This is a genomic window from Streptomyces cellostaticus (assembly GCF_001513965.1).
Taxonomy (GTDB): domain Bacteria; phylum Actinomycetota; class Actinomycetes; order Streptomycetales; family Streptomycetaceae; genus Streptomyces; species Streptomyces cellostaticus.
Genome location: NZ_KQ948019.1, coordinates 321,763 through 347,957 on the forward strand (window position 1 = coordinate 321,763; position 26,195 = coordinate 347,957).

At 72.2% G+C, this 26,195-nt stretch carries 25 protein-coding genes, 1 pseudogene and 1 riboswitch; of the genes and pseudogenes, 19 read left to right on the forward strand and 7 right to left on the reverse strand.

All coding sequences use genetic code 11. The features are described from left to right. Positions 1 to 83: 83 nt before the first annotated feature. The gene (locus AQI88_RS13000) at positions 84 to 521 is read left to right on the forward strand and encodes a roadblock/LC7 domain-containing protein (RefSeq protein ID WP_066996921.1); all 438 of its coding nucleotides are present in this window, start codon (positions 84 to 86) and stop codon (positions 519 to 521) included. Positions 522 to 567: 46 nt separating this feature from the next. Beyond that, entirely contained in the window at positions 568 to 912 is a 345-nt protein-coding gene (locus tag AQI88_RS13005) for a DUF742 domain-containing protein (protein ID WP_066997203.1), read from the forward strand. 53 nt (positions 913 to 965) lie between these two features. On the opposite strand, the pseudogene AQI88_RS47625 reads toward AQI88_RS13005, so the two are convergent. Then, positions 966 to 1,631 (reverse strand): annotated as a pseudogene (locus AQI88_RS47625) (MmyB family transcriptional regulator); the annotation flags it as partial. On the opposite strand from AQI88_RS47625, the gene AQI88_RS47630 reads away from it, so the two are divergent. Then, positions 1,567 to 1,938 (forward strand): zinc-binding dehydrogenase, encoded by a 372-nt coding sequence (locus tag AQI88_RS47630; protein WP_066996924.1) that lies wholly within the window; start codon positions 1,567 to 1,569, stop codon positions 1,936 to 1,938. The pseudogene AQI88_RS47625 and the gene AQI88_RS47630 overlap by 65 nt on opposite strands. Positions 1,939 to 1,941: 3 nt before the next feature. Here the strand turns inward: AQI88_RS47630 and AQI88_RS13015 are convergent, their stop codons facing one another. Next, positions 1,942 to 2,499 (reverse strand): Repetin, encoded by a 558-nt coding sequence (locus AQI88_RS13015; RefSeq protein WP_066996928.1) that lies wholly within the window; start codon positions 2,497 to 2,499, stop codon positions 1,942 to 1,944. A 306-nt stretch (positions 2,500 to 2,805) separates the two neighbouring features. Here AQI88_RS13015 and AQI88_RS13020 point away from each other — a divergent pair, with 306 nt between their 5' ends. After that, positions 2,806 to 3,594 carry a carbon-nitrogen hydrolase family protein gene (locus AQI88_RS13020; protein WP_066996931.1) on the forward strand — a complete coding sequence of 263 codons (789 nt, stop codon included), beginning with the start codon at positions 2,806 to 2,808 and terminating at the stop codon, positions 3,592 to 3,594. A gap of 53 nt (positions 3,595 to 3,647) precedes the next feature. After that, positions 3,648 to 5,345 carry a flavin monoamine oxidase family protein gene (locus AQI88_RS13025; protein ID WP_066996934.1) on the forward strand — a complete coding sequence of 566 codons (1,698 nt, stop codon included), beginning with the start codon at positions 3,648 to 3,650 and terminating at the stop codon, positions 5,343 to 5,345. 42 nt (positions 5,346 to 5,387) lie between these two features. Here AQI88_RS13025 and AQI88_RS13030 read toward each other — a convergent pair whose 3' ends face one another. Further along, positions 5,388 to 6,317 carry an LLM class F420-dependent oxidoreductase gene (locus AQI88_RS13030; protein ID WP_066996937.1) on the reverse strand — a complete coding sequence of 310 codons (930 nt, stop codon included), beginning with the start codon at positions 6,315 to 6,317 and terminating at the stop codon, positions 5,388 to 5,390. A gap of 96 nt (positions 6,318 to 6,413) precedes the next feature. Continuing rightward, complete coding sequence (locus tag AQI88_RS13035; protein ID WP_066996940.1) at positions 6,414 to 7,100, reverse strand: DUF5995 family protein; 687 nt, start codon at positions 7,098 to 7,100, stop codon at positions 6,414 to 6,416. A gap of 194 nt (positions 7,101 to 7,294) precedes the next feature. On the opposite strand from AQI88_RS13035, the gene AQI88_RS13040 reads away from it, so the two are divergent. The 4 genes from AQI88_RS13040 to AQI88_RS13060 all read left to right on the forward strand — a co-directional run bounded on the left by AQI88_RS13040 (position 7,295) and on the right by AQI88_RS13060 (position 13,639). Beyond that, positions 7,295 to 8,404, forward strand: a complete 1,110-nt coding sequence (locus AQI88_RS13040; RefSeq protein WP_066996943.1) for a glycoside hydrolase family 6 protein — start codon at positions 7,295 to 7,297, stop codon at positions 8,402 to 8,404. A 345-nt stretch (positions 8,405 to 8,749) separates the two neighbouring features. Then, on the forward strand, positions 8,750 to 9,160 hold the full coding sequence (locus tag AQI88_RS13050) for a hypothetical protein (RefSeq protein ID WP_317935891.1): 411 nt from the start codon (positions 8,750 to 8,752) through the stop codon (positions 9,158 to 9,160). A 3-nt stretch (positions 9,161 to 9,163) separates the two neighbouring features. Further along, complete coding sequence (locus AQI88_RS13055) at positions 9,164 to 13,090, forward strand: WD40 repeat domain-containing protein (RefSeq protein WP_066996954.1); 3,927 nt, start codon at positions 9,164 to 9,166, stop codon at positions 13,088 to 13,090. 90 nt (positions 13,091 to 13,180) lie between these two features. Continuing rightward, positions 13,181 to 13,639 (forward strand): acyl-CoA thioesterase, encoded by a 459-nt coding sequence (locus AQI88_RS13060; protein ID WP_066996957.1) that lies wholly within the window; start codon positions 13,181 to 13,183, stop codon positions 13,637 to 13,639. Here AQI88_RS13060 and AQI88_RS13065 read toward each other — a convergent pair. Next, entirely contained in the window at positions 13,599 to 14,813 is a 1,215-nt protein-coding gene (locus tag AQI88_RS13065) for an MFS transporter (RefSeq protein ID WP_066996960.1), read from the reverse strand. The two genes, AQI88_RS13060 and AQI88_RS13065, sit on opposite strands and share 41 nt — an antisense overlap. Positions 14,814 to 14,934: 121 nt before the next feature. Between AQI88_RS13065 and AQI88_RS13070 the strand changes: the two genes are divergently transcribed. After that, on the forward strand, positions 14,935 to 16,158 hold the full coding sequence (locus AQI88_RS13070; RefSeq protein ID WP_066996962.1) for an ROK family transcriptional regulator: 1,224 nt from the start codon (positions 14,935 to 14,937) through the stop codon (positions 16,156 to 16,158). Positions 16,159 to 16,498: 340 nt separating this feature from the next. Here AQI88_RS13070 and AQI88_RS13075 read toward each other — a convergent pair whose 3' ends face one another. Both AQI88_RS13075 and AQI88_RS13080 read right to left on the reverse strand, forming a co-directional pair. Beyond that, the gene (locus tag AQI88_RS13075) at positions 16,499 to 17,245 is read right to left on the reverse strand and encodes an SDR family oxidoreductase (RefSeq protein WP_066996965.1); all 747 of its coding nucleotides are present in this window, start codon (positions 17,243 to 17,245) and stop codon (positions 16,499 to 16,501) included. A 104-nt stretch (positions 17,246 to 17,349) separates the two neighbouring features. Then, positions 17,350 to 18,240 (reverse strand): RNA polymerase sigma-70 factor, encoded by an 891-nt coding sequence (locus tag AQI88_RS13080; RefSeq protein ID WP_107118538.1) that lies wholly within the window; start codon positions 18,238 to 18,240, stop codon positions 17,350 to 17,352. A gap of 271 nt (positions 18,241 to 18,511) precedes the next feature. Beyond that, a riboswitch (FMN riboswitch) is annotated at positions 18,512 to 18,642 on the forward strand. 156 nt (positions 18,643 to 18,798) lie between these two features. On the opposite strand from AQI88_RS13080, the gene AQI88_RS13085 reads away from it, so the two are divergent. From AQI88_RS13085 to AQI88_RS13125, 9 genes are all read left to right on the forward strand, one after another. Then, a complete protein-coding gene (locus AQI88_RS13085) occupies positions 18,799 to 19,404 on the forward strand; it encodes a riboflavin synthase (RefSeq protein ID WP_066996968.1) in 606 nt (201 codons plus the stop codon). Next, positions 19,401 to 20,042, forward strand: a complete 642-nt coding sequence (locus AQI88_RS13090; protein ID WP_066996973.1) for a nicotinamide mononucleotide transporter family protein — start codon at positions 19,401 to 19,403, stop codon at positions 20,040 to 20,042. Before AQI88_RS13085 ends, AQI88_RS13090 begins: the two co-directional genes overlap by 4 nt. Then, the gene (locus AQI88_RS13095) at positions 20,039 to 21,328 is read left to right on the forward strand and encodes a bifunctional 3,4-dihydroxy-2-butanone-4-phosphate synthase/GTP cyclohydrolase II (RefSeq protein ID WP_066996976.1); all 1,290 of its coding nucleotides are present in this window, start codon (positions 20,039 to 20,041) and stop codon (positions 21,326 to 21,328) included. Before AQI88_RS13090 ends, AQI88_RS13095 begins: the two co-directional genes overlap by 4 nt. Positions 21,329 to 21,351: 23 nt before the next feature. After that, entirely contained in the window at positions 21,352 to 21,837 is a 486-nt protein-coding gene (gene ribH / locus AQI88_RS13100) for a 6,7-dimethyl-8-ribityllumazine synthase (RefSeq protein ID WP_066996979.1), read from the forward strand. A gap of 34 nt (positions 21,838 to 21,871) precedes the next feature. Further along, positions 21,872 to 22,144, forward strand: a complete 273-nt coding sequence (locus AQI88_RS13105) for a phosphoribosyl-ATP diphosphatase (RefSeq protein WP_059248197.1) — start codon at positions 21,872 to 21,874, stop codon at positions 22,142 to 22,144. Between the two features lie 51 nt (positions 22,145 to 22,195). Further along, positions 22,196 to 23,044 (forward strand): ATP phosphoribosyltransferase, encoded by an 849-nt coding sequence (gene hisG, locus AQI88_RS13110; RefSeq protein WP_066996982.1) that lies wholly within the window; start codon positions 22,196 to 22,198, stop codon positions 23,042 to 23,044. Positions 23,045 to 23,058: 14 nt separating this feature from the next. Continuing rightward, complete coding sequence (locus tag AQI88_RS13115) at positions 23,059 to 23,511, forward strand: PH domain-containing protein (RefSeq protein ID WP_066996985.1); 453 nt, start codon at positions 23,059 to 23,061, stop codon at positions 23,509 to 23,511. A gap of 174 nt (positions 23,512 to 23,685) precedes the next feature. Further along, positions 23,686 to 25,020: a hemolysin family protein gene (locus tag AQI88_RS13120; protein ID WP_066996988.1), complete on the forward strand. Its 1,335-nt coding sequence runs from the start codon at positions 23,686 to 23,688 to the stop codon at positions 25,018 to 25,020. After that, a complete protein-coding gene (locus AQI88_RS13125; RefSeq protein ID WP_066996991.1) occupies positions 25,017 to 26,102 on the forward strand; it encodes a hemolysin family protein in 1,086 nt (361 codons plus the stop codon). The genes AQI88_RS13120 and AQI88_RS13125 overlap by 4 nt, the downstream gene beginning before the upstream one ends. The last annotated feature ends 93 nt before the right edge of the window (positions 26,103 to 26,195 follow it).

Consider the following 26,195-nt stretch of genomic DNA (forward strand, 5'->3'; position numbering starts at 1 on the left):
CCACCTGCCCCCCACCCCCGATCACCCCACCCCCGCGCCCGACGACGCCACCGCCCACGCCGACGAAGGGACGGACACCGACGATGCACGGTGACGACCAGAACCCCGAGAACCCGGGTCCGCCCGCCGGAGCGCCCGGTACGGATCTCGGCTGGCTGCTCGACGACCTCGTGGCCCGCACCGACCATGTGCGCCAAGCCGTGCTGCTCACCGCCGACGGCCTTCCGCTGAGCTCCTCGGAGGGCATGCGCCGCCGGGACATCGAGCACCTGGCCGCCGTCTGCTCCGGCTTCCACGGCCTGGCCCGCTCGGCGGGGGAGCGGTTCGAGGCGGGAGAGGTGCGGCAGACCATGGTCATGCTGGAGGACGCCTACCTCTTCATCACCCCGGCCGGCCACGGCAGCCGCCTCGCCGTGCTGAGCGAGGCGCGCACCGACGTCGGACAGCTCGCCCATGAGATGGCCCTGCTCGTCCGCCGCCTCGGCCGCCACCTGGACGCCGCCACCCGCTCGGCCCCCTGATCCCGCGGTGAGCGACGAGCACTGGTACGAGGACGAGACCGGGTCGATGGTCCGTCCCTACACCGTGACCCGGGGCCGCACCCGGCCCTCGGAGGGGCACGCCCTCGATCTGATGTCCCGGGTCACCGCCCTGGAGCCGGACGGCGTGGCGCACCCGGACCTCGACCACGCCCGCGCCTCGCTGCTCGATCTGATCCGCCGCGGCGCGCGCCCCGTGGCCGAGCTGGCCGCGGACGCGGACCTGCCCCTGACCGTCGTCCGGGTCCTGCTCGGCGACCTGGCCGAGGCGGGGCTGGTCCGCATCGACGCGCCCCGGCGCCTGCCGGTCACCGGTCCGGCTGCCGATCCGGGGCTGCTGCGGGAGATCGTGGAGCGGCTGAAGGAGCTGTAGCCAGGGCGCCGGACCGGCCCTGGACGAGTTCGACCAGCAGGGGCGGCGGTCGCCTGGTCCACCGGCAGGAACGCCTCGAGCCGCAGCTCGGCGATCGTGACGTCGGTGGCCGTGCCGAAGTGCGTGAGCGTCGTGATCAGCGTCAGCTCCCGGTCGTCGTCACGACCGGGTGCCCGCAGCCGCAGCGGTACGGCGAAGCCCAGGTGGTCCGGTGACTCGCGCGGCCGCGCCGGTGCCGGCTCGGCGAGTTCGGCCGCAAGCCGCCGCAGCCGGTCGTCCGGGTTGCGCAGGCTCTCGGCCCCCACCCGGTCGATGATGTGCCACGCCCACTCTTCAAGATTGACTATGCGGGGCGCCAGGCCCTGCGGATGCAGCAGCACCCGGGGAACGCTCACGGGCGGGACGAGCAGGTGCGGGGCCACGCCGGCGGTGAGCGCATGGAAGGCGGCGTTGGCCGGGACGAGGTCGCCGTGCCGGTCGACGACCACCGCCGGGTACGGCAGATGGCCGTCCAGGATCCGCTCGAGCGCGGTGCGCACCGGTTCGAGCCGCGGGTCGTCCAGGCGGGTCTGCGGGTACGCCGGTGCGCATCCGGCCGCGAGCAGCAGCTCATTGCGCTCGCGCCTCGGCACCTCCAGGGATTCGGCGAGCCGGATGATCATCGACCGGCACCGCGCCGCCCGGGACCTGACCGGCGGGCGGGGCGTCGACCGCGTCATCGACACCGCCGGGACACTGGACCAGTCACTGAGATCGGTCGCCGTCGACGGGCATGTCGCCCTCGTCGGGGCCGTCTCCGGCGACTGGCCCCCGATCGACGCCCGGCTGCTGTTCGGTGCCGCCGCCACCGTCCGGGCGGTGGCCGTGGGCAGCCGCGCCCAGTTCACGGCCATGAACGACGCCATCACCGCGCACCGGCTGCGACCGGTGGTCGACCGGGTCTTCCCGTTCGAGGAGGCCGCGCAGGCCTACCGGTACTACGAGTCGGCGAGCCCGCTCGGAAAGGTGGTCATCAGCGTCGGGTGACCCTCAGAGCGCCGGGTTCCACGGGACGACCTCGAAGTCACCCGTGCCCTGCTTCACCTTCTCGAAGGGCGCCGACGACACGCACGGCGGCAGGTCCTTGGTGTCCGTGGGGCTGCCGACCCCGGCCCAGCTGTAGCCCAGCCGGTCGTGCCGGCCGAGGTCGTCGACGGTGACGCCGACCCGCTTGCCCTTGGCCCCCGGCAGGTCCGAGGCCGTGATCACGCCGGAGACGACGGCGACCTTCCCTCCGGTGACCAGGCAGTCCACCTTCGCCTTGGCCCAGGCGCCGTCGCCGTGCAGGTAGTGACTGAAGGTGAAGGTGCCGGTGGCCTTCTGCGGGTTCATGTTGTCCTTCGCCGCCAGATGCGCGTCGAAGGAGAACGTGGTGTCGTCCCCGGCCGACCGGTAGAGCTTGGCCTTGCCGGTGAGCGAGGCGGCCTCGCGCACGTGCTGGTGCTGGTGCACCCCGCCCCCCGAGGCCATCGCCGCGCCCTCCGCCCCGGTGATGATCAGCAGGGCGGTGGCCAAGGTGACGGCGGCGATCTTCGTACGGCGCTGCATGACGGTCCTTTCCGCAGGTCAAGCGCGTGAACTGAACGCTCACCACTCTCCCGGCGGCGGGCCGCACGCACATCGCCCCGCGGGCGGCACCTCGCCTCCCCCGTCCGGCGGGGAAACCCGGCCGTGACCTGCGTCTCAGGGAGGACGGGAACCGTTCCGGGGGGCACGCAACGAATCGCCGCCCGACCCCCTCTCCACGCAACGAACCGTGCACCGGCGCGCAACGGCTCCTGCTTGTCCGGCCGAGCGCGCCGACCGTACCTTCTAACTGGCCCCCAAAACCCCCCTTTCCGGTGAGGATCCCGCATGCGCACCGCCCTGCTCCAGAGCTCCGGCCGCCCCGGCTCCGTCGTCGAGAACCTCAAGGTCCTCGACGAGGCCGCGGGCCGGGCCGCCGCCGCGGGCGCCGCGCTGCTGGCCGCGCCGGAGATGTTCCTCACCGGGTACGCGATCGGCGACGACGTCGCCCGCCTCGCCGAGCCCGCCGACGGCGACTCCGCCGACGCGATCGCCGAGATCGCCACCCGGCACGGCCTGGCCATCGCCTACGGCTACCCGGAGCGCGACGGCGAGACCGTCTACAACTCCGCCCAGCTGATCTCCGCCGACGGCACCCGGCTCGCGAACTACCGCAAGACCCACCTCTTCGGCTGCTTCGAGCGCGACCAGTTCACGCCGGGCGAGCAGCCGGTCGTCCAGGCCGAGCTGAACGGCCTGACCGTCGGCCTGATGATCTGCTACGACGTCGAGTTCCCGGAGAACGTGCGCGCCCACGCGCTGGCCGGCACCGACCTGCTGATCGTGCCGACGGCGCAGATGCACCCCTTCCAGTTCGTCGCCGAGTCCCTCGTGCCGGTGCGGGCGTGGGAGAACCAGATGTACGTCGCGTACGTCAACCGGGTCGGCCCCGAGGGCGAGTTCGAGTTCGTCGGACTGTCCGTCCTCGCCGGCCCCGACGGCATCGCCCGCACCCGCGCCGGCCGCGGCGAGGAGCTGGTGTTCGCCGACGCCGACCCCGCCTTCCTGGCCGCCTCCCGTGAGGCGAACCCGTACCTGAACGACCGCCGCCCCGGCCTGTACGGGTCCCTGGTCTGACCCCCCCCGAGCTTCCCTCCCCGTATCACCCCCGCGCAAGGAGTCCGTACCCCATGACGTCCACGGTGCCCAACGCCGTCGAGCACGCCGACGAGCAGCAGCCGCCGATCACCATGTTCGGCCCGGACTTCCCCTACGCCTACGACGACTTCCTCGCCCACCCGGCGGGCCTCGGCCAGATCCCCGCGACCGAGCACGGCAGCGAGGTCGCCGTCATCGGCGGCGGTCTGTCCGGCATCGTGGCCGCCTACGAGCTGATGAAGATGGGCCTCAAGCCCGTCGTCTACGAGGCCGACCAGATCGGCGGGCGCCTGCGGACCGTGGGCTTCGACGGCTGCGACCCGTCCCTCACCGCCGAGATGGGCGCGATGCGCTTCCCGCCGTCCTCCACCGCGCTCCAGCACTACATCGACATGGTGGGCCTGGAGACCAGTCCCTTCCCGAACCCGCTGGCCGAGGCCACCCCGTCCACCGTCGTGGACCTCAAGGGCGAGTCGCACTACGCCGAGACGATCGCCGACCTGCCCCAGGTGTACCGGGACGTCGCCGAGGCCTGGAACAAGTGCCTCGACGAGGGCGCCGACTTCTCCGACATGAACCGCGCCATGCGCGAGCGGGACGTGCCGCGCATCCGCGAGATCTGGGCGAAGCTGGTCGAGAGGCTCGACAACCAGACCTTCTACGGCTTCCTTTGCGACTCCGAGGCCTTCAAGTCCTTCCGGCACCGCGAGATCTTCGGCCAGGTCGGCTTCGGCACCGGCGGCTGGGACACCGACTTCCCGAACTCCATCCTGGAGATCCTGCGGGTCGTCTACACCGAGGCCGACGACCACCACCGCGGCATCGTCGGCGGCTCTCAGCAGCTGCCGCTGCGCCTGTGGGAGCGTGAGCCGGAGAAGATCGTCCACTGGCCCTACGGCACCTCGCTGAAGTCCCTGCACGTGGACGGCGAGCCGCGCCCGGCCGTGACGCGGCTGCACCGCACCGCGGGCAACCAGATCACCGTGACGGACGCGAACGGCGACATCCGCACCTTCAAGGCGGCTGTCTTCACCGCCCAGTCCTGGATGCTGCTGTCCAAGATCGCCTGTGACGACTCGCTCTTCCCGATCGACCACTGGACGGCCATCGAGCGGACCCACTACATGGAGTCCAGCAAGCTGTTCGTGCCCGTGGACCGGCCGTTCTGGCTGGACAAGGACGAGGAGACCGGCCGGGACGTCATGTCGATGACGCTCACCGACCGCATGACCCGTGGCACCTACCTGCTGGACGACGGCCCGGACAAGCCCGCCGTGATCTGCCTGTCCTACACCTGGTGCGACGACAGCCTGAAGTGGCTGCCGCTGTCCGCGAACGAGCGGATGGAGGTCATGCTGAAGTCGCTCGGCGAGATCTACCCGAAGGTCGACATCAGGAAGCACATCATCGGCAACCCGGTGACCGTCTCCTGGGAGAACGAGCCCTACTTCATGGGCGCGTTCAAGGCCAACCTGCCCGGCCACTACCGCTACCAGCGCCGCCTGTTCACGCACTTCATGCAGGACCGGCTGCCCGAGGACAAGCGGGGCATCTTCCTGGCCGGCGACGACATCTCCTGGACGGCCGGCTGGGCCGAGGGCGCGATCCAGACCGCGCTGAACGCGGTCTGGGGCGTCATGCACCACTTCGGCGGCGAGACCGACCCGGTCAACCCCGGCCCGGGCGACGTCTACGACGAGATCGCCCCGGTGGAACTGCCCGAGGACTGACCGGGATCCACACCCCCTGTGCCGAGGCGCGGGCGGCCGGACTCAGACTCCGGCTGCCCGCGCCTTCTCAAACACCTCGGCGGCGACGTCCTTGAGCTCCTGCGCATCGCGCGCGGTGCCCTGGAGGTCGAGGAGGATCTCCTCCAGGCCGATCTGCGCGTGGGCGGCCAGATCCTCGACGATCTGGTCGACGTTGCCCTGGAAGGGCTGGCGGTCGGCGCCGTCGTACGCCTTCGGCAGGCGGATCGTGTTCACCCGCAGCACCGTCTGGATCGGTTCCTTGCGGCCGCGCTCCTCGGCCAGCTCCTGCAGGGCCTGCCACTGCGCGGCGACCTGCTCCGCACCCATGCCTACCGGCAGCCAGCCGTCGGCGTGGTCGACCAGGCGCCGCTGCGCCTTCTTGTTCATCGCCGCCAGCAGGATCGGGATCGGCCGGGCGGGCTTCGGACCGACCACGGCGGACGCGATCTTCGTGATGCTGCCGTCGTAGACGACGGGATCCGGGCCCCACACCGCCCGGCACACCCCGATGATCTCGTCCAGCACCTGGCCGCGCTCCTCGATCGGCCGGATCCCCGCGGCCGCGTACTCGTCCACGGACCAGCCGGTGCCGAAGCCCGCGAGCACCCGGCCGCCGCTCGCCGCGTCCAGCGAGGCGAGCGCCTTCGCCAGCTGGAACGGCTGGTGCAGCGGCGCGACCAGCACGCTGGAGCCCAGCCGGGCCCGCTCGGTGGCCGCGGCGGCGAGGGTGAGCGTGATCAGCGGGTCCGCCACGCTCCGGTACTGGTCGGGCCAGGGAAGGCCCTCGACGCCGTACAGGCCCTGGGTGGCGGGCTCCGGGAACAGGGCCCGCTCGAAGACCCACAGGCTGTCGTAGCCGATCTGCTCGGCGGTGCGTGCCACGTCGGGTACGTCCTTGCCGATGGAGTACTGCCGCATCTGGGGAAGACTCAGACCGAGCCGGGTCGCCATACCGGTGCTCCTTCGCAATCGGGTGCCTTCCGGTCAACGTACAGCGATCACACAGGAGTTCCGGAAAGGCTCGCGCGCCGGCAGGATCAGGCCGGCTCAGTCGGGCAGCGGCGTGAGCAGCATGCGGCCCGCGAAGCCCACCGCCGCGTCCAGGCGTTCGGTGAACTCCTCGGCGACGTCCTCGCAGCGGCGCAGTACCCACAGGGCCCTGGCCGCCGCCCAGGTCGCGTCCCGCGCCCGTTCCAGGCTCCAGGAGCCCAGCAGATGCGTGAGCGGGTCGGCGATCTGGAGCAGGTCGGGACCCGGCATCAGATCCTCGCGGATGCGCTCCTCCAGCGAGACGAGGAGATCGCCCACGCGGTCGAACTCGTCCTCAAGGTCGGCCGGTTCGCAGTCGAGCGTACGACAGGTGTCCACCACGGCGAGCGCCAGATCGTGCCCGATGTGCGCGTTGATGCCCGCCAGCGCGAACTGCATCGGCCGTACGCCGGGATGGCGGCGGAACTGGAACAGGGGCCGCCAGCAGGCGGGCGGACGGCGGCCCCGGGTCACCGTGTCGACGGCCGTCAGGTACCGCTCGGCGAACCGGACATCCAGCGCGGTCGCCGCCCGCGGGTCCGGGAACTTCCCGGCGTCCAGGTGCCGGTCGACCTCCTCGGTGACCGCGAGGTAGACACGGTTGAACACGGCCACCCCGTCCCGCTCGGACAACTCCGCGTCGAGGGCGCGCATCCGCGCGAGGACGGCGTCGACGGGCGGGGTGAAGTGTTCCAACTGCGCCATGAGGGAAGGGTCCCAGCCCTAGGCTGACCCGCGTGCCGACGGGCCCGGCGCTTCGCCGGAACGGGGGAACGCAGGGAGGGCGGGCGGGAGCGGCACAGTGCGGGATGAGGGGGAGCGACACTGTGTCAGGCTTACGTACCCGGCGCCTTGCCGCGCGCCGCGCCGAGCGCAGGCGGGCCCTGCGGCGCGCGGCGATGGTCGCGGCGGCCTCGGTGGTCACCGTCGTCGGCACCGTGACCGGAATGATCTCCGCGCTGGAAAACGGCCGGGGCTTTGACCAGGCCCGGCCCGCGGCGACCCGCACACCGAGTCTCGCGCCGCTGCCGGCCATCCCCTCGCCGTCGCCTTCCCTTTCGAGGGCCACGCGAACTCCCACGGCAACGCCGAAGCACCGGCTCCCCACCCCCACCCCGGCCCGCACGGAGAGGAAGCAGCGGACCACCCCCGTGACGTCCCTTCTGTACCGCCACCCCGACTCCGAGGTGCTGGACTGGGTCCGCGCCCACCCCGCCGACCCGCGCACCGCCCTCATCGAGTCCCGGATCGCCGACCAGCCGGCCGCGGTGTGGTTCGCCGACTACAGCCCGGACACCATCGCCGCCCGGGTGCGCGCGGTCACCGCGGGTGCGGCGGCCGAGGACCGGGTCCCGGTGCTCGTGCCGTACGCGATTCCCGACCGCGACTGCGGCGGCGCCTCCCGGGGCGGGGCGCCGGACCTCGCGGCCTACGACGCCTGGATCGACGCCTTCGCCCGAGGGCTGGGCTCCGGCGAGGTGATCGTGATCCTGGAGCCGGACTCGATCGCCCAGTCCGACTGCCTCTCGGATGCCGACCGCGCGGCCCGCTTCGCCTCGCTCGCCCGCGCGGGCCGGACCCTGAAGGCGGCGAACCCCCGCGCGCGGGTCTACTACGACGCGGGCCATTCCGGCTGGAACCCGCCCGCCAAGCAGGCCGCCCTCCTGGAACAGGCGGGAGCCCTCGCCTCCGACGGCATCTTCAGCAACGTCTCCAACTTCCGCACCACGGCCGACGAGATCGCCTACGACCGGCAGGTGCTCGACGCCCTCGGCGGGCCGGAGTCCCTCGGCGCGGTGATCGACACCAGCCGCAACGGCAACGGCGCCCCGCCCGACGGCCAGTGGTGCGACCCGGCCGGCCGGAGGATCGGCAGGGCGCCGACCATGACCACGGGTGAGGCCGGTGTCGACGCCTACCTGTGGGTGAAGCTGCCGGGGGAGTCGGACGGCTGCAAGGGCGCGGCCGGCACGTTCACCCCCTCCTACGCCTACGACCTGGCACGCTGACCGCATCCATCGGCCCGGACTGGACGCGGTGGCGGATCTGCGGCCGCTGCGCGAGGGGCCACTCGACACCGCCACCACCATCGCACTCACCCTGTTCGTCCCGGCCCGCGGTGGCGGACCGACGTCCCACCTCCTGTGTGCCGGCGATCTGTACGGCCCCGGCTGCCCGCGCGAACTCCCGCATCGGCAGCATGGTCCGGAACGCCCTGCAGCGGATACGCCGAGCGACGACGACCGTACCTCCAAGGGGTAGCGCAGGGGCTGCTGGAACCGGTAATGAGGTGGTGTCGTCGGGAAGTTGACGGGTCATCGGTAAGACGGGGGCACGGGATGGATCCTGAGTTGGTGGCGCTGGCGTCTGCGGCGGCCACGACGGTGGTGCAGTTGCTGGCAACGGCGGGCTGGGAGCAGGCACGGGCCGCGGTGGGCAGGCTGTGGCGGCAGGTGCAGCCGGAGCGGGCGGACGCGGTGCGCGCAGCACTGGAGGAGTCCCGCTCCCGGGTGCTCACCGCCCGGGACGGCGAAGACGGGCAGGCCGAACGGGAGCTGGTCGGTGAGTGGGAGGGCCGGCTGGCCGCGCTGCTGACAGCACACCCGGCAGTCGCCGCCGAACTGCGCCGACTGCTCGCTGACGAACTGGCGCCGGCCCTGGCCCGGACCGCACAGCAGGGCACCACGGTCACCATGACGGCGGTGGCCAAGGACAGCGGCCGTATCTACCAGGCGGGACGGGACCAGCACATCACGGAGAGGTGATCGATGGGCCCCGACGAGCAGACACCCCCCGCATCGGATCCCCCGCAGCCAGCGGGCGACGGGATCCACCTCCAGGCACGCGCCACCGACCACGCCACCATCCTCCAGGCAGGCCGGGACCAGCACGTCCACTACACCGACGGCGCGCACGAGCAGCGCCGGATCGCACCCGGTGCTCCCGTGTCCGGGGCCGAGTGTCCCTACCCGGGTCTGGCCCCGTTCGAGCAGGGGCAGGCACAGTGGTTCTTCGGACGGGACCGGCTGCTCGCGGACCTGATGGCCCGCCTCGACCAGCGCCTGCGCACCGGGCGAGCCCAGGTGGTGGTGGCGCCGTCCGGTGCGGGGAAGTCGTCGCTGCTGCGGGCCGGTCTGCTGGCCGGACTCGACCAGGCCGCTCTGCCGGGGTCCGACCGCTGGCCGAAGATGCTGTTCACGCCCACCGCCGAACCCCTGCGCGCCCTGGCCACCCAGCTCGCCACGCTGACCGGTACCGACCCGGCCGCGCTGACGGCGACCCTCACCGCAGACCCGCACCAGTGCGTTCCGCTGCTGCGACGGGCGCTGGGGCACCACCACTGCGGCGGCGGGGAAAACCCCGCACGGGTCGTGCTGGTGGTGGACCAGTTCGAGGAGATCTTCACGCTCTGCTCCGACGACCGGCAGCGGCGCACGTTCGTCGACCTGCTGAGCCGGACAGCAGGCGGCCGAGCGGACGACGAGGCGGCGGCCAAGCCGGCCGGGCCCCACCCCGTGGGTCTGGTCGTTCTCGGAATCCGCGCGGACTTCTACGCCTCCTGCGTCGACTTTCCCCAGCTGCGCACCGCGTTGGAGGACGCCCCGCTGGTCGTGGGCTCGATGTCGGATCTGGAGCTGCGCGAGGCGATTCGCTTTCCCGCCCGGAACGTGGGCCTCGATCTTGAGCCCGGACTCGTCGAACTCCTCCTGCGAGATCTGGGATCCCCCACGGAGCGGGCAGGGGGAGCAAAGGAATCACCTGGAGCACAGACAGCACAGAGGGCACAGAGAGCACAGGAGGAATCCCAGGAGGAATCCCAGGAGGCACACGATGAGGCCGGCTACGAGGCGGGGCGGTTGCCACTGCTGGCGCACGCCCTGCGCGTCAGTTGGCAGCAGCGGCACGGTGCCACGCTCACCGTGCAGGGCTATCAGGCCACCGGAGGCATCCAGCGCGCCATCGCGACCACCGCGGAAGGGGTCTTCGCCCGTCTCGACGCCGAAGGGCAGCGCATCACGCAGTCGCTGTTCCTTCGGCTGGTCAAGGTCCGGGAGGGGGGCGAGGACACTCGACGGCGGCTCGCCCGCGCCGAGTTGGCCGGTGTCGACACGGCCGTCGACGCGGTCGTGGACGAGTTCACCCGAGCACGGCTGCTCACGCGCCGGCGGGACACCGTCGAGATCACCCACGAAGCCCTCCTGCACAGCTGGCCGCGGCTGCGCGAGTGGATCGACGCCGACCGCGCCGGCCGACTGACCCACCAGAACCTGGAGGAGACGGCGGCGGCCTGGGAACGCGATCATCGCGACACGTCCCTGCTCTACCGGGGCAGTCGCCTGGAAGTGGCGGGCACATGGGCGGCCACCGCCCCGCCCGGCACCCTGAGCACGCTCGCCCAGGACTTCCTGGCCGCCTGCTCACGGGCACGACGCCGCACCACGCGGATCCGCAGGACGGTGATCGCCGTTCTCGCGGCGCTCGGACTGATCGCCTCGGCCGCCGCCGCGTTCGCCTTCCAGCAGCGAGGCGAGGCGCTGGACCAGCGCGACCTCGCCGTCTACAACCGCCTGCTCGCCGAGGCGGACCAGCTGCACGACACCGATCTGTCCCTGTCCGCCCAACTCAACCTCGTCGCCTACCGGATGAGACCGGACGACGAGACCTACACCAGGCTGATCACCACCGCGGACGATCCGCTGTCCACCCCCTTGAGCGGTCACAGCGACCGCGTCACCTCGGTGGCGTACAGCCCCGACGGCCGCGTCCTGGCCACCGGCAGTTACGACAAGACCGTACGCCTGTGGAACGTCTCGGACCCGACTCGGCCCAGACCCCTGGGCGCGCCGCTCGTGGGCGACGCCGTCGCCAACGACGTGACGTTCAGCCCGGACGGGCACACGCTGGTGGCTGCGGGTGCCGATGCGCGGCTACGGCTCTGGAACGTCTCGGACCCGGCCCGCCCCGCCCCCCTCGGCACGCCCTGGAAAGCCCACGCCGCCGGGGTCTCCCAGGTGGCGTTCAGCCCCGACGGCCGACTCCTGGGCACCGGCGGCTACGACCGGACGGTGCGCCTGTGGAGCATGGCGGATCCTGCCCGGCCCACTCTCCTGGGCGAGCCGCTGACAGGACCCGAGGGAGGTGTCTGGTCGGTCGCCTTCAGTCCGGACGGCCGGACCCTGGCCATGGGGAGCGCCGACAATACGATCCGGTTGTGGAACGTGTCGGACCCGGCTCGGCCCGTGCCCCTGGGGAAGCCGCTGAAGGGCCACTCCGGCATCGTCTCGTCGGTGGCGTTCAGCCCGGACGGGCACCTGCTGGCCGCGACCAGCCAAGGCGATTCCTCGGTACGTCTGTGGGACGTGTCCGACCCGGCCCACCCCAAATCCGGCGGCGGACCGCTGCGCAAGGACAGGAACGTCATGACGCGGGTGGCGTTCAGCCCGGACAGCCGGATCCTCGCCGTCGGCAGCGGTGCCTCGGTGGTGCGGCTGTGGAACGTGTCCAATCCGGCGAGCCCCAAACTCATCGGCCGGACCCTGACCGGTCACACCAACCTGGTCGCCGCGGTGGCGTTCGCCCCGGACGGGCACACCCTGGCCACCGGCAGCTACGACGGCTCGGTCCGCCTGTGGAACATCCCCGCCACCTGGCTCATCGGCCCCGCCAACTCCGTCCTCTCCGCGGCGTTCAGCCGGCACGGGCACCTGCTGGCCACCGGCAGTTACGACAGGACGGCGCGGTTGTGGGACGTGTCGGATCCAGCCCGCCCGCAGCTCCTGGGGAAGCCGTTGACGGGTCAGGCCGGGCCGGTGTCCTCGGTGGCGTTCGGTCCGGTCGGCCGTACGCTCGCCACGGGGAGTGCCGATGCCACGGTGTGGTTGTGGGACGTGTCGGATCCCGCCCGGCCCGTGCGCCTGGGCGCATCCCTGACCAGCCACACGGGCGCCGTCAACTCGGTGGCGTTCGGTCCGGACGGCCGTACGCTCGCCACGGGGAGTGCCGATGCCACGGTGCGGTTGTGGGACGTGTCGGATCCCGCCCGTCCCCTGCGCCTGGGCGCACCCCTGACCGGCCACACGGGCGCCGTCAACTCGGTGGCGTTCAGTCCGGACGGCCGCACGCTCGCCACGGGGAGTGCCGATGCCACGGTGCGGTTGTGGGACGTGTCGGATCCCGCCCGGCCCGCTCTGCGCGTGCGGCCCCTCGCTCCCGACTCGTACGGCGTCTCGTCGGTGGCGTTCAGCCCGGACGGACACACCTTGGCCACGGGCAGCTACGGCTTCACAGCGCGGCTGTGGAACGTCTCGGTCCCGAACCGGCCCACGCTGCGCGGCAAGCCGCTGAAGGGCCATACCAGCGCGGTCTGGTCGGTCGCGTTCAGCCCGGACGGCCGGACACTCGCCACCGGGAGCTTCGACCAGTCGGTACGGCTGTGGAACGTGTCGGATCCGGACCGGCCCTCACCCCTGGGCGGACAGCTGATCGGCCACAACGGCGGTGTCTGGTCGGTGGCGTTCAGTCCGGACGGCCGGACACTCGCCTCCGGCGGCGGGGACTTCTCGGTTCGGCTGTGGGGAACCCATGCCGCCGAGGCCATCGACAGGATCTGCGCCACCACCAGGAACACGCTCACCGCCCAGCAGTGGCGACGCTACGTGGGCGACGCTCTGGCCTACCGCCCGCCCTGTGCCTGACCAGGGGGCTTCCCGATCAGACCTCCTGAGCGGTCGCTTAGTATGGGGTGTCCCCGCCGCCCCGTACCCCGCCGTTCAGGAGCCCCTCCCGTGACCGCCGAAGCCCCGATCGCCCCCGCCGTCGCCTACGGCCGGCTGATACCCGTCACCGTCCACTTCGACGACCTGGACGCGCTCGGGCTGCTTCACAACGCCCGCTACCCGTTGATGGTGGAGCGCGCCTGGACCGAGCTGTGGAACGAGCACGGTGTCCGCTTCGACGGCGACTGGGTGGCCGCCGGCGACGCCTGCAACGCCGTCCGCGAACTGCGCATCGGCTACGAGGCGCCGGTGACCCGCCCGGGCGCCTACGCCGTCCACCTCTGGCTGGAACGGCTCGGCACCACCGGCCTGACCTACGGCTTCCGGTTCTGCTCGGCCGACGGGACGCAGACCTACGCGCAGGGCGCCCGGGTCCTGGTCCGGCTGGACGCGACGACCATGCGCCCCGCGCCGTGGAGCGACGCCTTCAGGGCCGTGGGTCGGAAACTGCTGAGGCCTGCGGACTGACCTGCGTCCGGCCGCCGCGCCCGGCGGTGCGCAGCACGCCCGCGAACAGGACGAGCCCGCACGCCAGCGCGGTCACCACGCAGAACGAGACCACCAGGCTGGTCGCCTGCGCCACCCCGCCGATCAGACCGGGCGCGATCAGTCCCGAGGTGTAGGTGATCGTCGCCACGCCCGCGATGGCCTGACTGGGGTTGGGTCCGGCGTGTCCGGCCGCCGCGAAGCACAGCGGTACGACCACGGCGATCCCGAGCCCCATCAGCGCGAAACCGGCCATCGCCACCGCCGGATGCCCTGCGACGACCACCAGCAGGCCGCCCAGCACGGCGAGTGCACCGCCGGCCCGGACGGTGCGGACGGCGCCGTAGCGGTTCACCACCGCGTCGCCGCCGATCCGGGCCGCTGCCATGGTCAGCATGAACCCGGTCGTCGACGCCGCCGCCAGACCGGCCGAGCCGTCCAGCCGGTCCCGCAGGAACACCGCGGACCAGTCGAGGCTCGCTCCCTCCGCGAACACCGCGCAGAAGCCGACCGCGCCGATCAGCAGCGCCGAGCGGGGCGGCAGTGCGAACCGCGGCGGGGGCTCCTCGTCCTCGGCGGGCTGCACATCGAGCACCCAGGTGCAGGCCAGCAGGCCGAGCAGGGTGAGGGTCGCCGCGGCGAACGCGTGGTGCACGCGCGCGTCCGAGCCGAGGTGTGCGGCGAGGGTGCCTGCCGCCGAGCCGATGAGCGCGCCCGCGCTCCACATGCCGTGCAGGCCCGACATGACCGACTTTTCGAGCCGCCGCTCGACCTCGACCCCCAGCGCGTTCATCGCGACGTCGGCCATGCCGGCGGTCGCGCCGTAGGCGAACATCGCCAGGCACAGCGTGTACAGGTTCGGCGCGAGGGACGGCAGGATCAGCGACAGCGTCCACAGCGTGATCAGCCCGCGCAGGGCCGTACGGCTGCCGAAGCGGTGACTGATCCGGCCCGCCAGCGGCATCGCGCACGAGGCGCCGAAGGCCGTGAACGCCAGGGCGAACCCGAGCTGCCCCGCGCCGAGCGAGGCGTGGTCCTGGATCCATGGCACACGGGTCGCGAAGGAGCCCGTCACAGCGCCGTGCACGGCGAACACGGCCGCCACGGCGTACCGGGCGCGCCTGGCTTCGTCGCGCGAGCAGCCCACGTCGCTCATGTTCCAGCCCCTCCCCGGACGTTCCACAACCGCGCCCTCGCGGCACCGCCGTAAACTATCAGGGACCCTGCCTGATAGATAGGGAGTATGACCGCCGCCCGCATCTGGGAGGATTCCCGTCATGCCCGCATCACCGAGCACCGCCCGGGCCATCAACGACCGGCTCGCCCTGCGGTTGCTGCAGCAGGAGGGCCCGCTGACGGCAGGGCAGTTGAAGCAGCTGACCGGACTGTCCCGGCCGACCGTCGCGGACCTCGTCGACCGGCTCACCGCCTCCGGCCTGATCACGGTGGTCGGGGAGTCCGGCGAGCTGCGCCGGGGCCCGAACGCCCGGCTGTACGGCATCGTCGCCGACCGCGCCCACCTGGCCGCGCTCGACGTACGCACCGAGGGTGTCTTCGTACTGGTCTCGGACCTCGTCGGGCGGGTGCTCGCCGAGGCGTCCGTGCCGATCGGCGGGGACACCGGGACCGGGCCCGCCGTGGAGCAGGTCGTGACGGCGGTGGAGCGGACGGCGAAGGAGGCCGGCGCGGACCGGCTGCACACCGTCGGCATCGGAGCGCCGGGCCTCATCGACCCGGCCACCGGCGACCTCCGCGACTCCGGTGGCCTGCCCGCCTGGCACCGCCGCCTGGCCGCGGCCCTGCAGGAACGGCTGCCCGAGGCCCGGATCACCGTGGAGAACGAGACCAACCTGGCCGCGGTGGCCGAGCAGCGCGAGGGCGCCGCCCGCGACCGGGACACCTTCGTCCTGCTCTGGCTGGGCCACGGCGTCGGCGCCGCCGTCGTCCTCGACGGCACGCTCCGTCGCGGCGCCTCGGGCGGCACGGGTGAGATCGGCTTCCTGCCGGTCCCGGGAACCGGCTCACTGCCCTCGGCGAGAGACTGCGACGGCGGCTTCCACTCACTGGCGGGGGCGGCGGCGATCGTTTCCCTGGCGGCGGAGTGCGGCCTGCCGGTCCCGGCCACGACGGACGGGCCGGGGGCGGCTGAGGTGGTGCGGGCCGCTGTGGCGGAGGTGTCGCGGCAGCCGGTTCCGATCATTCCGCCGGCAGCGCCTCCCCCCGCCCACCGCTTCCTCCGGGCCCTGGCCGACCGGGTCGCCGTCGGGGTCGCCTCCGCAGTGGCCGTCCTGGACCCCGGATGCGTGGTGCTCGGCGGGGAGGTCGGCCAGGCCGGGGGAGCGGTACTCGCAGAGCTCGTGGCGGAGCGGCTGTGCCGTATGTCGCCCCTGCCCACCGAGGTACGGCCGAGCAGCCTCGGCGGCACCGCCGTGCTGCGCGGAGCCCTCCTGACGGCCCGGGAGCGAGCACAGGACGAGCTCTTCGCGCCGCCCGAGCGCTAGGCCTGTCCGGCGGATCGGGCCGGAGGAAATGCGCGGTGCCTGATCGGCGCCGGTGAGCGGGGTCAGGGGGTGCCCCCGCGCAGGGGGTTCCCCCCGCTCGAGCGAGCCGAGAGTGGGGAAGCGGCCAAGCCGGTCGCGCACTGGCTCGCCGAACGGAAAGCCGCGTGTGGGACGGCGAGTTGGTGCCGACCGCGGCCGGGCGGACCAGCGGGGCGGGGCCCGATCGGGCAGTACCGCACCGCCGCCCGGCGCGCCCCGCCGGGCGAGGATCCGCCGGGGCGCGCCGGAACCCGGCGCCGGAGCGGCCGCATCCGGCGAGCGACTCCACCCCGCCCCGCACTCAGCCCTGTCCGAACCTCCGCGTCAGGTACTCCTCGAAGGTCCCCTTGCCCACCGCCTGGTCCGGTGCCAGGTGGCCGCCCGTGCGGAAGGCGCGGTAGGTCTTCCCGAGGAGCGGTACGTTCGCCACGGCCCGGCGGCGGCCGGTCGCCCGTAGGTAGGCGCGGGCCAGCGAGTCGAACGACCGTACCTCCGGTCCGCCCATGTCCGGCACCCGGCCGGCCGGTGCCCCCGCGGCCAACTCGGCCAGGCGGCCCGCGACTTCGGCCACCTCCACCGGCTGGTCCGGCACCCCGGCCGGGACCAGCATGACGGGTGGCCTGGACAGGCCCTGGAAGAACATCGCCAGCAGGTCGTGGAACTGGGTCGCGCGCAGCACGGTCCAGCCGAGCCCCGACTGCTCGATCAGCCGCTCCACCGCGAGCTTGGACCGGTAGTACCCGAACGGCACCCGGTCGACGCCGACGATGGAGATGTACGCCAGGTGGCCCACCCCGGCCCGCCGCGCCGCCGCGAGCAGGTGCTGCGCCGCCTGTTCGTCGCCGCCCCGCGGACTGCTCGCGCAGTGCACGACCGTCGCCACGCCCGCGAGGGCCGCGTCGAGCCCGGCCCCGCCCTCGCGCAGGTCGACGGCGTACGGCTGGGCGTGCCGGCTGAGCACCCGCACCTCGTGCCCGTCCGCCCGCAGCCGCTCGGTGACGAGCCTGCCGAGCGTGCCGGTCCCGCCGGTCACCAGGATCGTGGTCATGCTGTTTCCGTCCCTCCGGACTCCGGGGAGCCCCGGACCGGAGCACCCTTCGTCAGTTGAGACCACGCAGCCCCGTGAAATGTGACAAGCCCCGCCCGGCCCGGCTACGGGCGGGTGAGCTGCCGGCGTACGTATTCCAGCTTGTCCGGGTTCGTCACGGCCCGCACCTGGGCGATCCGCCCGTCCCGCAGCTCGATTTCGGCGACCCCGACCAGCGTGCCGTCCGCCCACGCGGCCAGTCCGCTCGCGCCGTTGATCTCCACCACCGTGTACTCCAGCCCCGCGCCGAACCGCCGGCTGCCGCCCACCAGGAAGCGGACGACCTTCTCCCGGCCCTCGATCGGCCGCCGGGCCGCCGAGACCTTGCCGCCGCCGTCGCCCCACCAGGTCACGTCCGCTGCAAGCAGCTTCTCCAGGCCGGCGAGATCACCCTCCCGGGCCGCCGTGATGAACGACGTGACCAGTTCCTCCCGCCGCTCGGGAGCGGGCTCGAACCGGGACTCCGTCACGGCCACCCGCTGCGCCGCCCGCCGGTACAGCTGACGGCAGTTGGCCTCGCTCAGGTCCAGGACGTCCGCGATCTCCCGGTGGCCGTACCCGAACGCCTCGCGCAGCACGTACACCGCCCGCTCGGTGGGCGTCAGCCGCTCCAGCAGGACCAGCACCGCGAGCGAGACCTGCTCCCGCCGCTGAGCGGACTCCAGCGGCCCGAGCGCGCCGTCGGAGGTGACCACCGGCTCCGGCAGCCAGGTCCCGACGTACTCCTCGCGGCGTGCCCGGGCCGAGGTCAGCCGGTTCAGGCAGAGGTTGGTGACGGCCTTGGCGAGCCACGCCGCCGGGTGCTCGATGGCCGCGCGGTCGGCGCCGCTGAACCGCAGATACGCGTCCTGCACCGCATCCTCCGCCTCCTGTGCGGAGCCGAGCAGGCGGTAGGCCAGGCCGAACAGCCGGGGGCGGTGGGACTCGAACTCGTCGGCGAGCGTCGGCATCGTCATGGGCTCACCTTGTCAGAGCCCTGTCAGAGCCCTGACGAGACCCGGCGGCGGGCAAGGGCCGTCGTCACCGCCACCGGGCCCGCCCGCACCCTAAAAGGACTAGACCAGCATGGTCAATGGGTCCGGACCAAGGTCAACCCATGCTCTTCACGCGGCAGTTGACAGGCGCGGTACCTCCACGCAAGTCCAGCGGCATGCACTGTGAGGGAGCCCACACACTTCGCCTGTCTGGACGGCCACCCGGCGTGGCACACTGGCCCTGTACCAGAAGCAGCGCACTCCGGGGTCGGTGAAAGTCCGAACCGGCGGTTACAGTCCGCGACCCGGTCGCTTCCAGCGGCCGGTTGACCAGGTGAAATTCCTGGACCGACGGTTAAAGTCCGGATGGGAGGCAGTGCGCGGCGGGCGAGCATGCACTCATGCGCGCCGCCGACTCTGGGCTCGTCCGTATACGGACGGGTCCTTTTCGGCGTCGCCACCGGTGTGTTCACCCGTTCATTCTGTCGTCATCGACAGGCCCCGGAGTCCGTGCCCCCATGAGGCAGGAGGACCCGGGAAGTGTTCACCGGAATCGTCGAAGAGCTGGGTGAAGTCACCGCCGTCGAGAACCTCGGCGACGCCTCCCGCTTCCGGCTTCGCGGCCCCGTCGTGACCGAGGGCGCGCAGCACGGCGACTCCATCGCCGTGAACGGGGTCTGTCTCACCGTCGTGGACCACGAGGGCGACGAGTTCACCGCCGATGTCATGGCCGAGACCCTGAACCGCTCCAGCCTGGGCGCGCTCGCCGTCGGCTCCCGCGTCAACCTGGAGCGCCCCACCGCCGTGGGCGCGCGCCTCGGCGGGCACATCGTGCAGGGGCACGTCGACGGCACCGGGCAGGTGCTGGCGCGCACGCCGTCCGAGAACTGGGAGATCGTCAAGATCTCGCTGCCCGCGGACCTCGCCCGCTACGTCGTCGAGAAGGGCTCCATCACCGTCGACGGCATCAGCCTCACCGTCGTCGAGGCCGGCCCGGACCACTTCACCGTCAGCCTCATCCCGACCACCCTCGACCTGACCACGCTCGGCCACAAGCAGCCCGGCGACCCGGTCAACCTCGAGGTCGACGTCATCGCCAAGTACGTGGAGCGGCTGCTCGCGGCCGGTCAGGGGGCCGGCCGGTGAACTGGCTCAACTCCCAGGCCTTCACCCTGTTCGGCCAGCACATCATCTGGTCCGACATGGTGGGCAACATCCTCGGCCTCATCACGCTGGCCCTCGGCTGGCGCCGTTCCCTGCTGACCTGGCCGGTCCAGTTCCTCTCCGGTCTCGTCCTCTTCTCCGCCTTCTACGGCCATCTGGCCGGCAGCGCCGGCAAGCAGGCCGTCGTCATGGCCGTCGCGCTGTACGGCTGGTGGCAGTGGCAGCGCACCAAGGGCCGGTCCGAGGACGGCCACATCGCCCCCCGGTTCGCCACCTGGCGCGAGCGCGCGGCCATGGTCGCGGCCGCCGCGGCGGGCACTGTCGCCGTGGCCCTGCTCTTCAAGGCCTACCCGACCCTGTCCTGGGACCCCTGGCCGGACGCCTACATCTTCGTCGGCACCATCGTCGCCATGTACGCCCAGGCCAAGGGCATGGTCGAGTTCTGGTTCGCCTGGCTGCTCGTCGACCTCGTCGGCGTACCCCTCAACTTCGCCAACGGCTACGCCTTCTCCGGTTTCGTCTACGTCATCTACGGCGCACTCGTCCTGTGGGGCATGCGCGACTGGTGGCTGCGCTCGAGCAAGAGCCCGCAGCCCGTTCTGGAAGGAGCGCCGGCATGATCTCGGCATCCCTGCTCCACGGCACCGACCGCATCGAGGACTTCAGGCTCGACCCCGTCGAACAGGCCATCGCCGACATCGCGGCCGGCCGGCCGGTCGTGGTCGTCGACGACGAGGACCGGGAGAACGAGGGCGACCTCGTCATCGCCGCCGAGAAGGCGACCCCCGAGCTCGTCGCCTTCATGATGAGCGAGTGCCGGGGCCTGATCTGCGCCCCCATGGAGGGCGACGAGCTGGACCGGCTGCGGCTGCCGCAGATGGTCGAGGACAACACCGAGTCCATGAAGACCGCGTTCACCGTCTCCGTGGACGCCTCCGCCGCACACGGCGTGAGCACCGGAATCTCGGCCGCCGACCGCGCGACGACGCTTCAGCTGCTCGCGGGCGGCACCTGCGAGGCATCCGACTTCGTCCGCCCCGGCCACATCTTCCCGCTGCGTGCCAAGCCCGGCGGCGTCCTGGTCCGCAACGGCCACACCGAGGCCGCCGTCGACCTCGCCCGGCTCGCGGGCCTGCGCCCGGCCGGTGCCATCGTGGAGATCGCCGGCGAGGACGGCCGGATGCTGCGCCTGCCCGAACTGATCCCGTTCGCCCGCAAGCACGGCCTGACGATCATCTCCATCGAGGACCTGATCGCCTACCGCCGCAGCAGCGAGCCCACCGTCCGCCGCGAGGCCGAGACCCGCCTGCCCACCGCGCACGGCACCTTCACCGCCTACGGCTACCGGTCCACCGTCGACGGCGTCGAGCACGTCGCCCTCGTCCACGGCCGGATCGGCGACGGCGAGGACGTCCTGGTCCGCGTCCACTCCGAGTGCCTCACCGGCGACGTCTTCGCCTCCCTGCGCTGCGACTGCGGTCCCCAGCTGGACACCGCCCTGGAGCGCATCCAGGAGGAGGGTCGCGGAATCGTCGTCTACCTGCGCGGACACGAGGGACGCGGCATCGGCCTGCTGTCCAAGCTGCGCGCCTACGAGCTTCAGGAGCAGGGCCGCGACACCCTGGACGCGAACCTCGAACTCGGCCTGCCCGCCGACGCCCGCGACTACGGCGCGGGCGCCCGGATCCTCGCCGACCTCGGCGTACGCAGCGTCCGCCTGATGACCAACAACCCCGACAAGACCGACGCGCTGCTGCGCCACGGCCTGAAGGTCACCGGCCGCGAGCCGATGCCCGTCCAGGCCGGCGAGCACAACCTCCGCTACCTGCGCACCAAGCGGGACCGGATGGGGCACGACCTGCCCTGGCTGGACACGCCCACCGTGTCCACCTGCGGCAACCAGTAAGCAAGAAGGCACTTAGGAGAGACGTGAGCGGCAAGGGTGCACCGGAACTGTCCGTACGCAACGCGAGCGACCTCAGGGTCGCCGTCATCGCGGCGCAGTGGCACGAGAAGGTGATGGACGGTCTGGTGAACGGCGCCCTGCGCGCCCTGCACGACCTGGGAATCGACGAGCCGACCCTCATCCGGGTCCCCGGCAGCTTCGAGCTGCCGGTCGCCGCCAAGGTCCTCGCGGGCCGCGGCTACGACGCGGTGGTCGCCCTCGGTGTCGTCATCCGCGGCGGCACCCCCCACTTCGACTACGTGTGCCAGGGCGTCACCCAGGGCCTCACCCAGGTCTCCATCGAAACCGGGGTTCCCGTCGGCTTCGGCGTGCTCACCTGCGACACCGAGGAGCAGGCGCTGGACCGCGCCGGTCTGGAGGGCTCCGACGAGGACAAGGGGCACGAGGCCGTGACGGCAGCGGTGGCGACGGCAGCCACGCTCCGCTCAGTATCTGAACCCTGGCACTGAGGTAACACACGGAGCGCGTAGGGTGGGGCTCACCATGTCCAAGAAGACGTTCGAGCAGCTCTTCACCGAGCTGCAGCACAAGGCCGCCCACGGCGATCCCGCCACGTCCCGCACCGCAGAGCTGGTCGGCAAGGGCGTCCATGCCATCGGCAAGAAGGTCGTCGAGGAGGCCGCCGAGGTCTGGATGGCCGCCGAGTACGAGGGCAAGGAGGCGGCCGCCGAGGAGATCTCGCAGCTGCTCTACCACGTCCAGGTGATGATGGTCGCCCGCGGGATCTCCCTGGACGACGTCTACGCCCACCTGTAAACCCCACCCTCTGCAGAACCACGTCCCCCGAACGCGAAGGAAGCCGACCTCATGCTGCGCATCGCCGTCCCCAACAAGGGTTCACTGTCCGGCCCTGCGGCGGAGATGCTGCATGAGGCCGGCTACCAGCAGCGCCGCGAGTCCAAAGAGCTGCGGATCGTGGACCCGGCGAACGAGGTCGAGTTCTTCTACCTCCGCCCCCGCGACATCGCCATCTACGTCTCCTCCGGCCGCCTCGACATCGGCGTCACCGGCCGCGACCTCCTGGTCGACTCCGGAGCCGACGCCGAGGAGATCCTGCCGCTCGGCTTCGCCCGCTCCACCTTCCGCTTCGCCGCCAAGCCGGGCACCGCGAACGGCGTCGAGGACCTGAAGGGCAGGACGGTCGCCACCTCCTACGAGGGCATCGTCGCCGGGCACCTCGCCGACAGCGGCGTCGACGCCTCCGTCGTCCACCTCGACGGCGCCGTCGAGACCGCGATCGAGCTGGGCGTCGCCGAGGTCATCGCCGACGTGGTCGAGACCGGCACCTCGCTGCGCAACGCGGGCCTGGAGGTCTTCGGCGAGCCGATCATGAAGTCCGAGGCCGTCGTCATCCGCCGCACCGGCGCCGACGGCGAGGAGCCGAAGGTCCAGCAGTTCCTGCGCCGCCTCCAGGGCGTCCTGGTCGCGCGGACGTACGTGATGATGGACTACGACTGCCGGGTCGAGCAGCTGGAGAAGGCCGTCGCCCTGACCCCGGGCCTGGAGTCGCCGACCGTCTCCCCGCTGCACAACGAGGGCTGGGTCGCTGTCCGTGCCATGGTTCCGGCCAAGGAGGCGCAGCGGATCATGGACGACCTGTACGAGATCGGCGCCCGGGCCATCCTGACCACGGCCATCCACGCCTGCCGCCTCTGAGGGGCCGTACGACCATGTCCGACCAGACCCCCCTGCCCGGCCTTCCCGTCACCTTCCGGCCGGGCCACACCCGGGCGATCCTGCTCACCGCCGGTGCCGCGATCTTCCTGGTGATCTCCGGGATCGCGATGCTGCTGGAGCAGCTCGGCCCGGGGGAGCGGCTCAGCTTCATCATCACCGGCGGGCTCATCTTCTGGGTGCTGGCCCAGCTGGCCCGGGTGAAGGTCGTCGCCGACGACTCCGGTGTCACCGTCGTCAACATCGCCAGCAAGCGGCGCCTGGCCTGGGCGGAGATCCTCCAGGTGAACCTCCGGCCGGGCGACCCCTGGGTGTTTCTCAACCTCAGCGACGGCACCAGCCTGCCCGCGCTCGGCATCCAGCCGGGCATCGCCAAGCAGCGCGCCATCGCCGACGCGAAGGCTCTCCGGGCGCTCGCCGAGGTCCACTCGACGGCGGATCTGCCGTAGAGGGCCATGTCTTGATTAATCTGTTGGCGGAGGCGTTTTCGGAGCGCCTCCGCCACTGATGTGCCACCCGGTCCTCAGAGGCCCCCTGCTACCCGAGGAGTGACTCCCTCCAGCGATGGACGGATCGTCCTGTAGTACCTGCGCCGCCCCCTCCCGACATACCGAGGCGGCGGCATGACCATCCCCCTGCTGCTCCTCGGAGCCGCGTTTTTGCTGATCCTCGCCAACGGCTTCTTCGTGGCGGCGGAGTTCGGCCTGGTGACGGTCGAGCGCCCGGACGCCGAGAAGGCGGCCGCCGACGGCGACAAACGCGCCCGTACGGTCGTCGAGTCGCTGAAGGAACTCTCCTTCCAGCTCTCCGGCACCCAGCTCGGCATCACCATCACCTCCCTCGTCGTCGGCATGCTCGCCGAACCGGCACTCGCCGGGCTGCTGCGCGGCCCGTTCGTCGCGCTCGGCATCCCGGACGGTGCCGCCTCCGGTGTCGCCGTGGTCGTCGGCATGCTGCTCGCCTCCGCGATCCAGATGGTGATCGGCGAACTCGTGCCCAAGAACTGGGCGGTGTCCAAGCCCTTGCAGGTCGCCCGGTTCGTGGCCGGGCCGCAGCACCACTTCGCCCGCCTGTTCCGCCCGGTGATCGCCGCGCTCAACACGGTCGCCAACCGGCTGGTGCGCGCGCTCGGCGTCGAGCCCGCCGAGGAACTGGCCTCCGCCCGCACCCCGGGCGAACTGGTCTCCCTCGCCCGGCACTCGGCCCGGGCCGGCGCCCTGGAGCAGGACACGGCCGACCTGTTCGTCCGCACCCTGTCCCTGGGCGACCTGACCGCGCAGCACGTCATGACCCCGCGCGTGAAGGTCAGCGCCCTCCAGGACTCGGCGACCGCCGAGGACGTGGTCAACCTCACCCGGGCCACCGGCCTGTCCCGCTTCCCCGTCTACCGGGAGAAGATCGACGAGATCGTCGGCATGGCCCACCTCAAGGACGCGCTGGCGATCCCCCCGTACGACCGGCTGCGCACCCCGGTCGGCCGGATCGCCCGCAAGGCGCTGCTGGTCCCCGAGACCCTGCCGGTCCAGCCCCTGCTCGCCCGGCTGCGCAGCGAGCAGCCCATCGCGGTCGTCGTGGACGAGTACGGCGGCACGGCCGGCGTGGTCACGCTGGAGGACATCGTCGAGGAACTCGTCGGCGAGGTCCGTGACGAGCACGACGGCCACGACGTGCCCGAACTGGCCGCCGCACCCCCCGAGGACGGCAGGCCCGCCTGGGACGTGGACGGCAGCTGCCGCGTCGACATCCTCCTGCGCATAGGTCTCGACGTGCCCGAGGGGCCGTACGAGACCGTCGCCGGCCTGGTGGCCGACCTGCTCGGCCGCATCCCGGCCCCCGGCGACCGGGCGGAACTGCCCGGCTGGCGGCTGTCCGTCCGCCAGGTCGGTCACTACCGCGCCGAACGGGTCCGCCTGGTCAGGACGGTCCCGGCGGTGAACGTCATGGAGGCCGTCCGATGAGCGTCCTCCAACTGGTCTTCGCCGCGCTGCTCGTGCTCGCCAACGGCTTCTTCGTCGGCGCCGAGTTCGCGCTCGTCTCCGTCCGCCGCAGCCAGATCGAACCGCTCGGCACCGCCCGGGCCCGCCAGGTGCTGTACGGCCTCGAGCGGCTGCCGCAGATGATGGCCGCCGCGCAGTTCGGCATCACCGTCTGCTCCCTGACGCTCGGCGCGGTGGCCGAGCCGACCGTGGCCCATCTGCTGGAACCGGTGTTCGAGGCGATGCACCTCCCGGACGGCGTGATCCACCCGCTGGGGTACGTGATCGCGCTCGCCGGCGTGGTCTTCTTCCACCTGGTGATCGGCGAGATGGTCCCGAAGAACCTCGCGATGGCGGCCCCGGAGAAGGCCGCGCTGTGGCTCAGCCCCGGCCTGGTGTACTTCGCCCGGCTGTGCAGGCCGATCACCGTGGCCCTCGGCGCCTGCGCCCAGGGCATCCTGCGGCTCTTCCGCGTCGAGCCCAAGGACGAGGTCGAGGCGGTCGTCACCAGCGAGCAGCTGAACCGGCTGCTGGAGGACTCCGGCCAGGCGGGCCTCCTCGACCCCGAGGAGCAGGAGCGGCTGGAGGACGCGCTGGAACTGGGCTCGCGCCCGGTGACGGACGTCCTGCTGCGGCGCGAGTCCCTGGTGACGGTGGCTCCGTCGGTCACACCGGGAGAGATCGTCCGGCTGACGGCCCGCACGGGCTACTCCCGCTTCCCGGTGGCGGTCCAGACGGGCGCCTTCATGGGATACGTCCACGTCAAGGACGTCCTGGACCTGGAGGACTCCGAGCGTGCCGTCCCCCAGCACGTCTGGCGTCCGATGACGACCCTGCGCGCGGAACTCCCGCTGGACGACGCCCTGACGGTCATGCGCCGGGCAGCCACCCACCTGGCCCAGGTCGCGGATGCCTCCGGCAAGGTGCTGGGGTTGGTGGCCCTGGAGGACGTACTCGAGCTGCTGGTGGGTGAGGTACGGGACCCGGCGCACAGGCCGACGCCGGAGCCGAAGCTCTCCGAGCCGAGGGCAAGCGGAGAACCGGAGGGGGCACTGGCCACTTAGCGCCGTCCCCGTCTGCGGGGCGCGCGGGGGCTGATCGCGCAGTTCCCCGCGCCCCTCAGGGGGCGCATCGGCACCCCGCCGGCGCGGGCGAGC

Coding starts and splice junctions, on each gene's coding strand:
- AQI88_RS13000 (WP_066996921.1), top strand. CDS start 84: ATGCACGGTGACGACCAGAACCCCGAGAACCCGGGTCCGCCCGCCGGA.
- AQI88_RS13005 (WP_066997203.1), top strand. CDS start 568: ATGGTCCGTCCCTACACCGTGACCCGGGGCCGCACCCGGCCCTCGGAG.
- AQI88_RS47630 (WP_066996924.1), top strand. CDS start 1,567: ATGATCATCGACCGGCACCGCGCCGCCCGGGACCTGACCGGCGGGCGG.
- AQI88_RS13015 (WP_066996928.1), bottom strand. CDS start 2,499: ATGCAGCGCCGTACGAAGATCGCCGCCGTCACCTTGGCCACCGCCCTG.
- AQI88_RS13020 (WP_066996931.1), top strand. CDS start 2,806: ATGCGCACCGCCCTGCTCCAGAGCTCCGGCCGCCCCGGCTCCGTCGTC.
- AQI88_RS13025 (WP_066996934.1), top strand. CDS start 3,648: ATGACGTCCACGGTGCCCAACGCCGTCGAGCACGCCGACGAGCAGCAG.
- AQI88_RS13030 (WP_066996937.1), bottom strand. CDS start 6,317: ATGGCGACCCGGCTCGGTCTGAGTCTTCCCCAGATGCGGCAGTACTCC.
- AQI88_RS13035 (WP_066996940.1), bottom strand. CDS start 7,100: ATGGCGCAGTTGGAACACTTCACCCCGCCCGTCGACGCCGTCCTCGCG.
- AQI88_RS13040 (WP_066996943.1), top strand. CDS start 7,295: ATGGTCGCGGCGGCCTCGGTGGTCACCGTCGTCGGCACCGTGACCGGA.
- AQI88_RS13055 (WP_066996954.1), top strand. CDS start 9,164: ATGGGCCCCGACGAGCAGACACCCCCCGCATCGGATCCCCCGCAGCCA.
- AQI88_RS13065 (WP_066996960.1), bottom strand. CDS start 14,813: ATGAGCGACGTGGGCTGCTCGCGCGACGAAGCCAGGCGCGCCCGGTAC.
- AQI88_RS13070 (WP_066996962.1), top strand. CDS start 14,935: ATGCCCGCATCACCGAGCACCGCCCGGGCCATCAACGACCGGCTCGCC.
- AQI88_RS13075 (WP_066996965.1), bottom strand. CDS start 17,245: ATGACCACGATCCTGGTGACCGGCGGGACCGGCACGCTCGGCAGGCTC.
- AQI88_RS13080 (WP_107118538.1), bottom strand. CDS start 18,240: ATGACGATGCCGACGCTCGCCGACGAGTTCGAGTCCCACCGCCCCCGG.
- AQI88_RS13095 (WP_066996976.1), top strand. CDS start 20,039: ATGATCTCGGCATCCCTGCTCCACGGCACCGACCGCATCGAGGACTTC.
- AQI88_RS13105 (WP_059248197.1), top strand. CDS start 21,872: ATGTCCAAGAAGACGTTCGAGCAGCTCTTCACCGAGCTGCAGCACAAG.
- hisG (WP_066996982.1), top strand. CDS start 22,196: ATGCTGCGCATCGCCGTCCCCAACAAGGGTTCACTGTCCGGCCCTGCG.
- AQI88_RS13115 (WP_066996985.1), top strand. CDS start 23,059: ATGTCCGACCAGACCCCCCTGCCCGGCCTTCCCGTCACCTTCCGGCCG.
- AQI88_RS13120 (WP_066996988.1), top strand. CDS start 23,686: ATGACCATCCCCCTGCTGCTCCTCGGAGCCGCGTTTTTGCTGATCCTC.
- AQI88_RS13125 (WP_066996991.1), top strand. CDS start 25,017: ATGAGCGTCCTCCAACTGGTCTTCGCCGCGCTGCTCGTGCTCGCCAAC.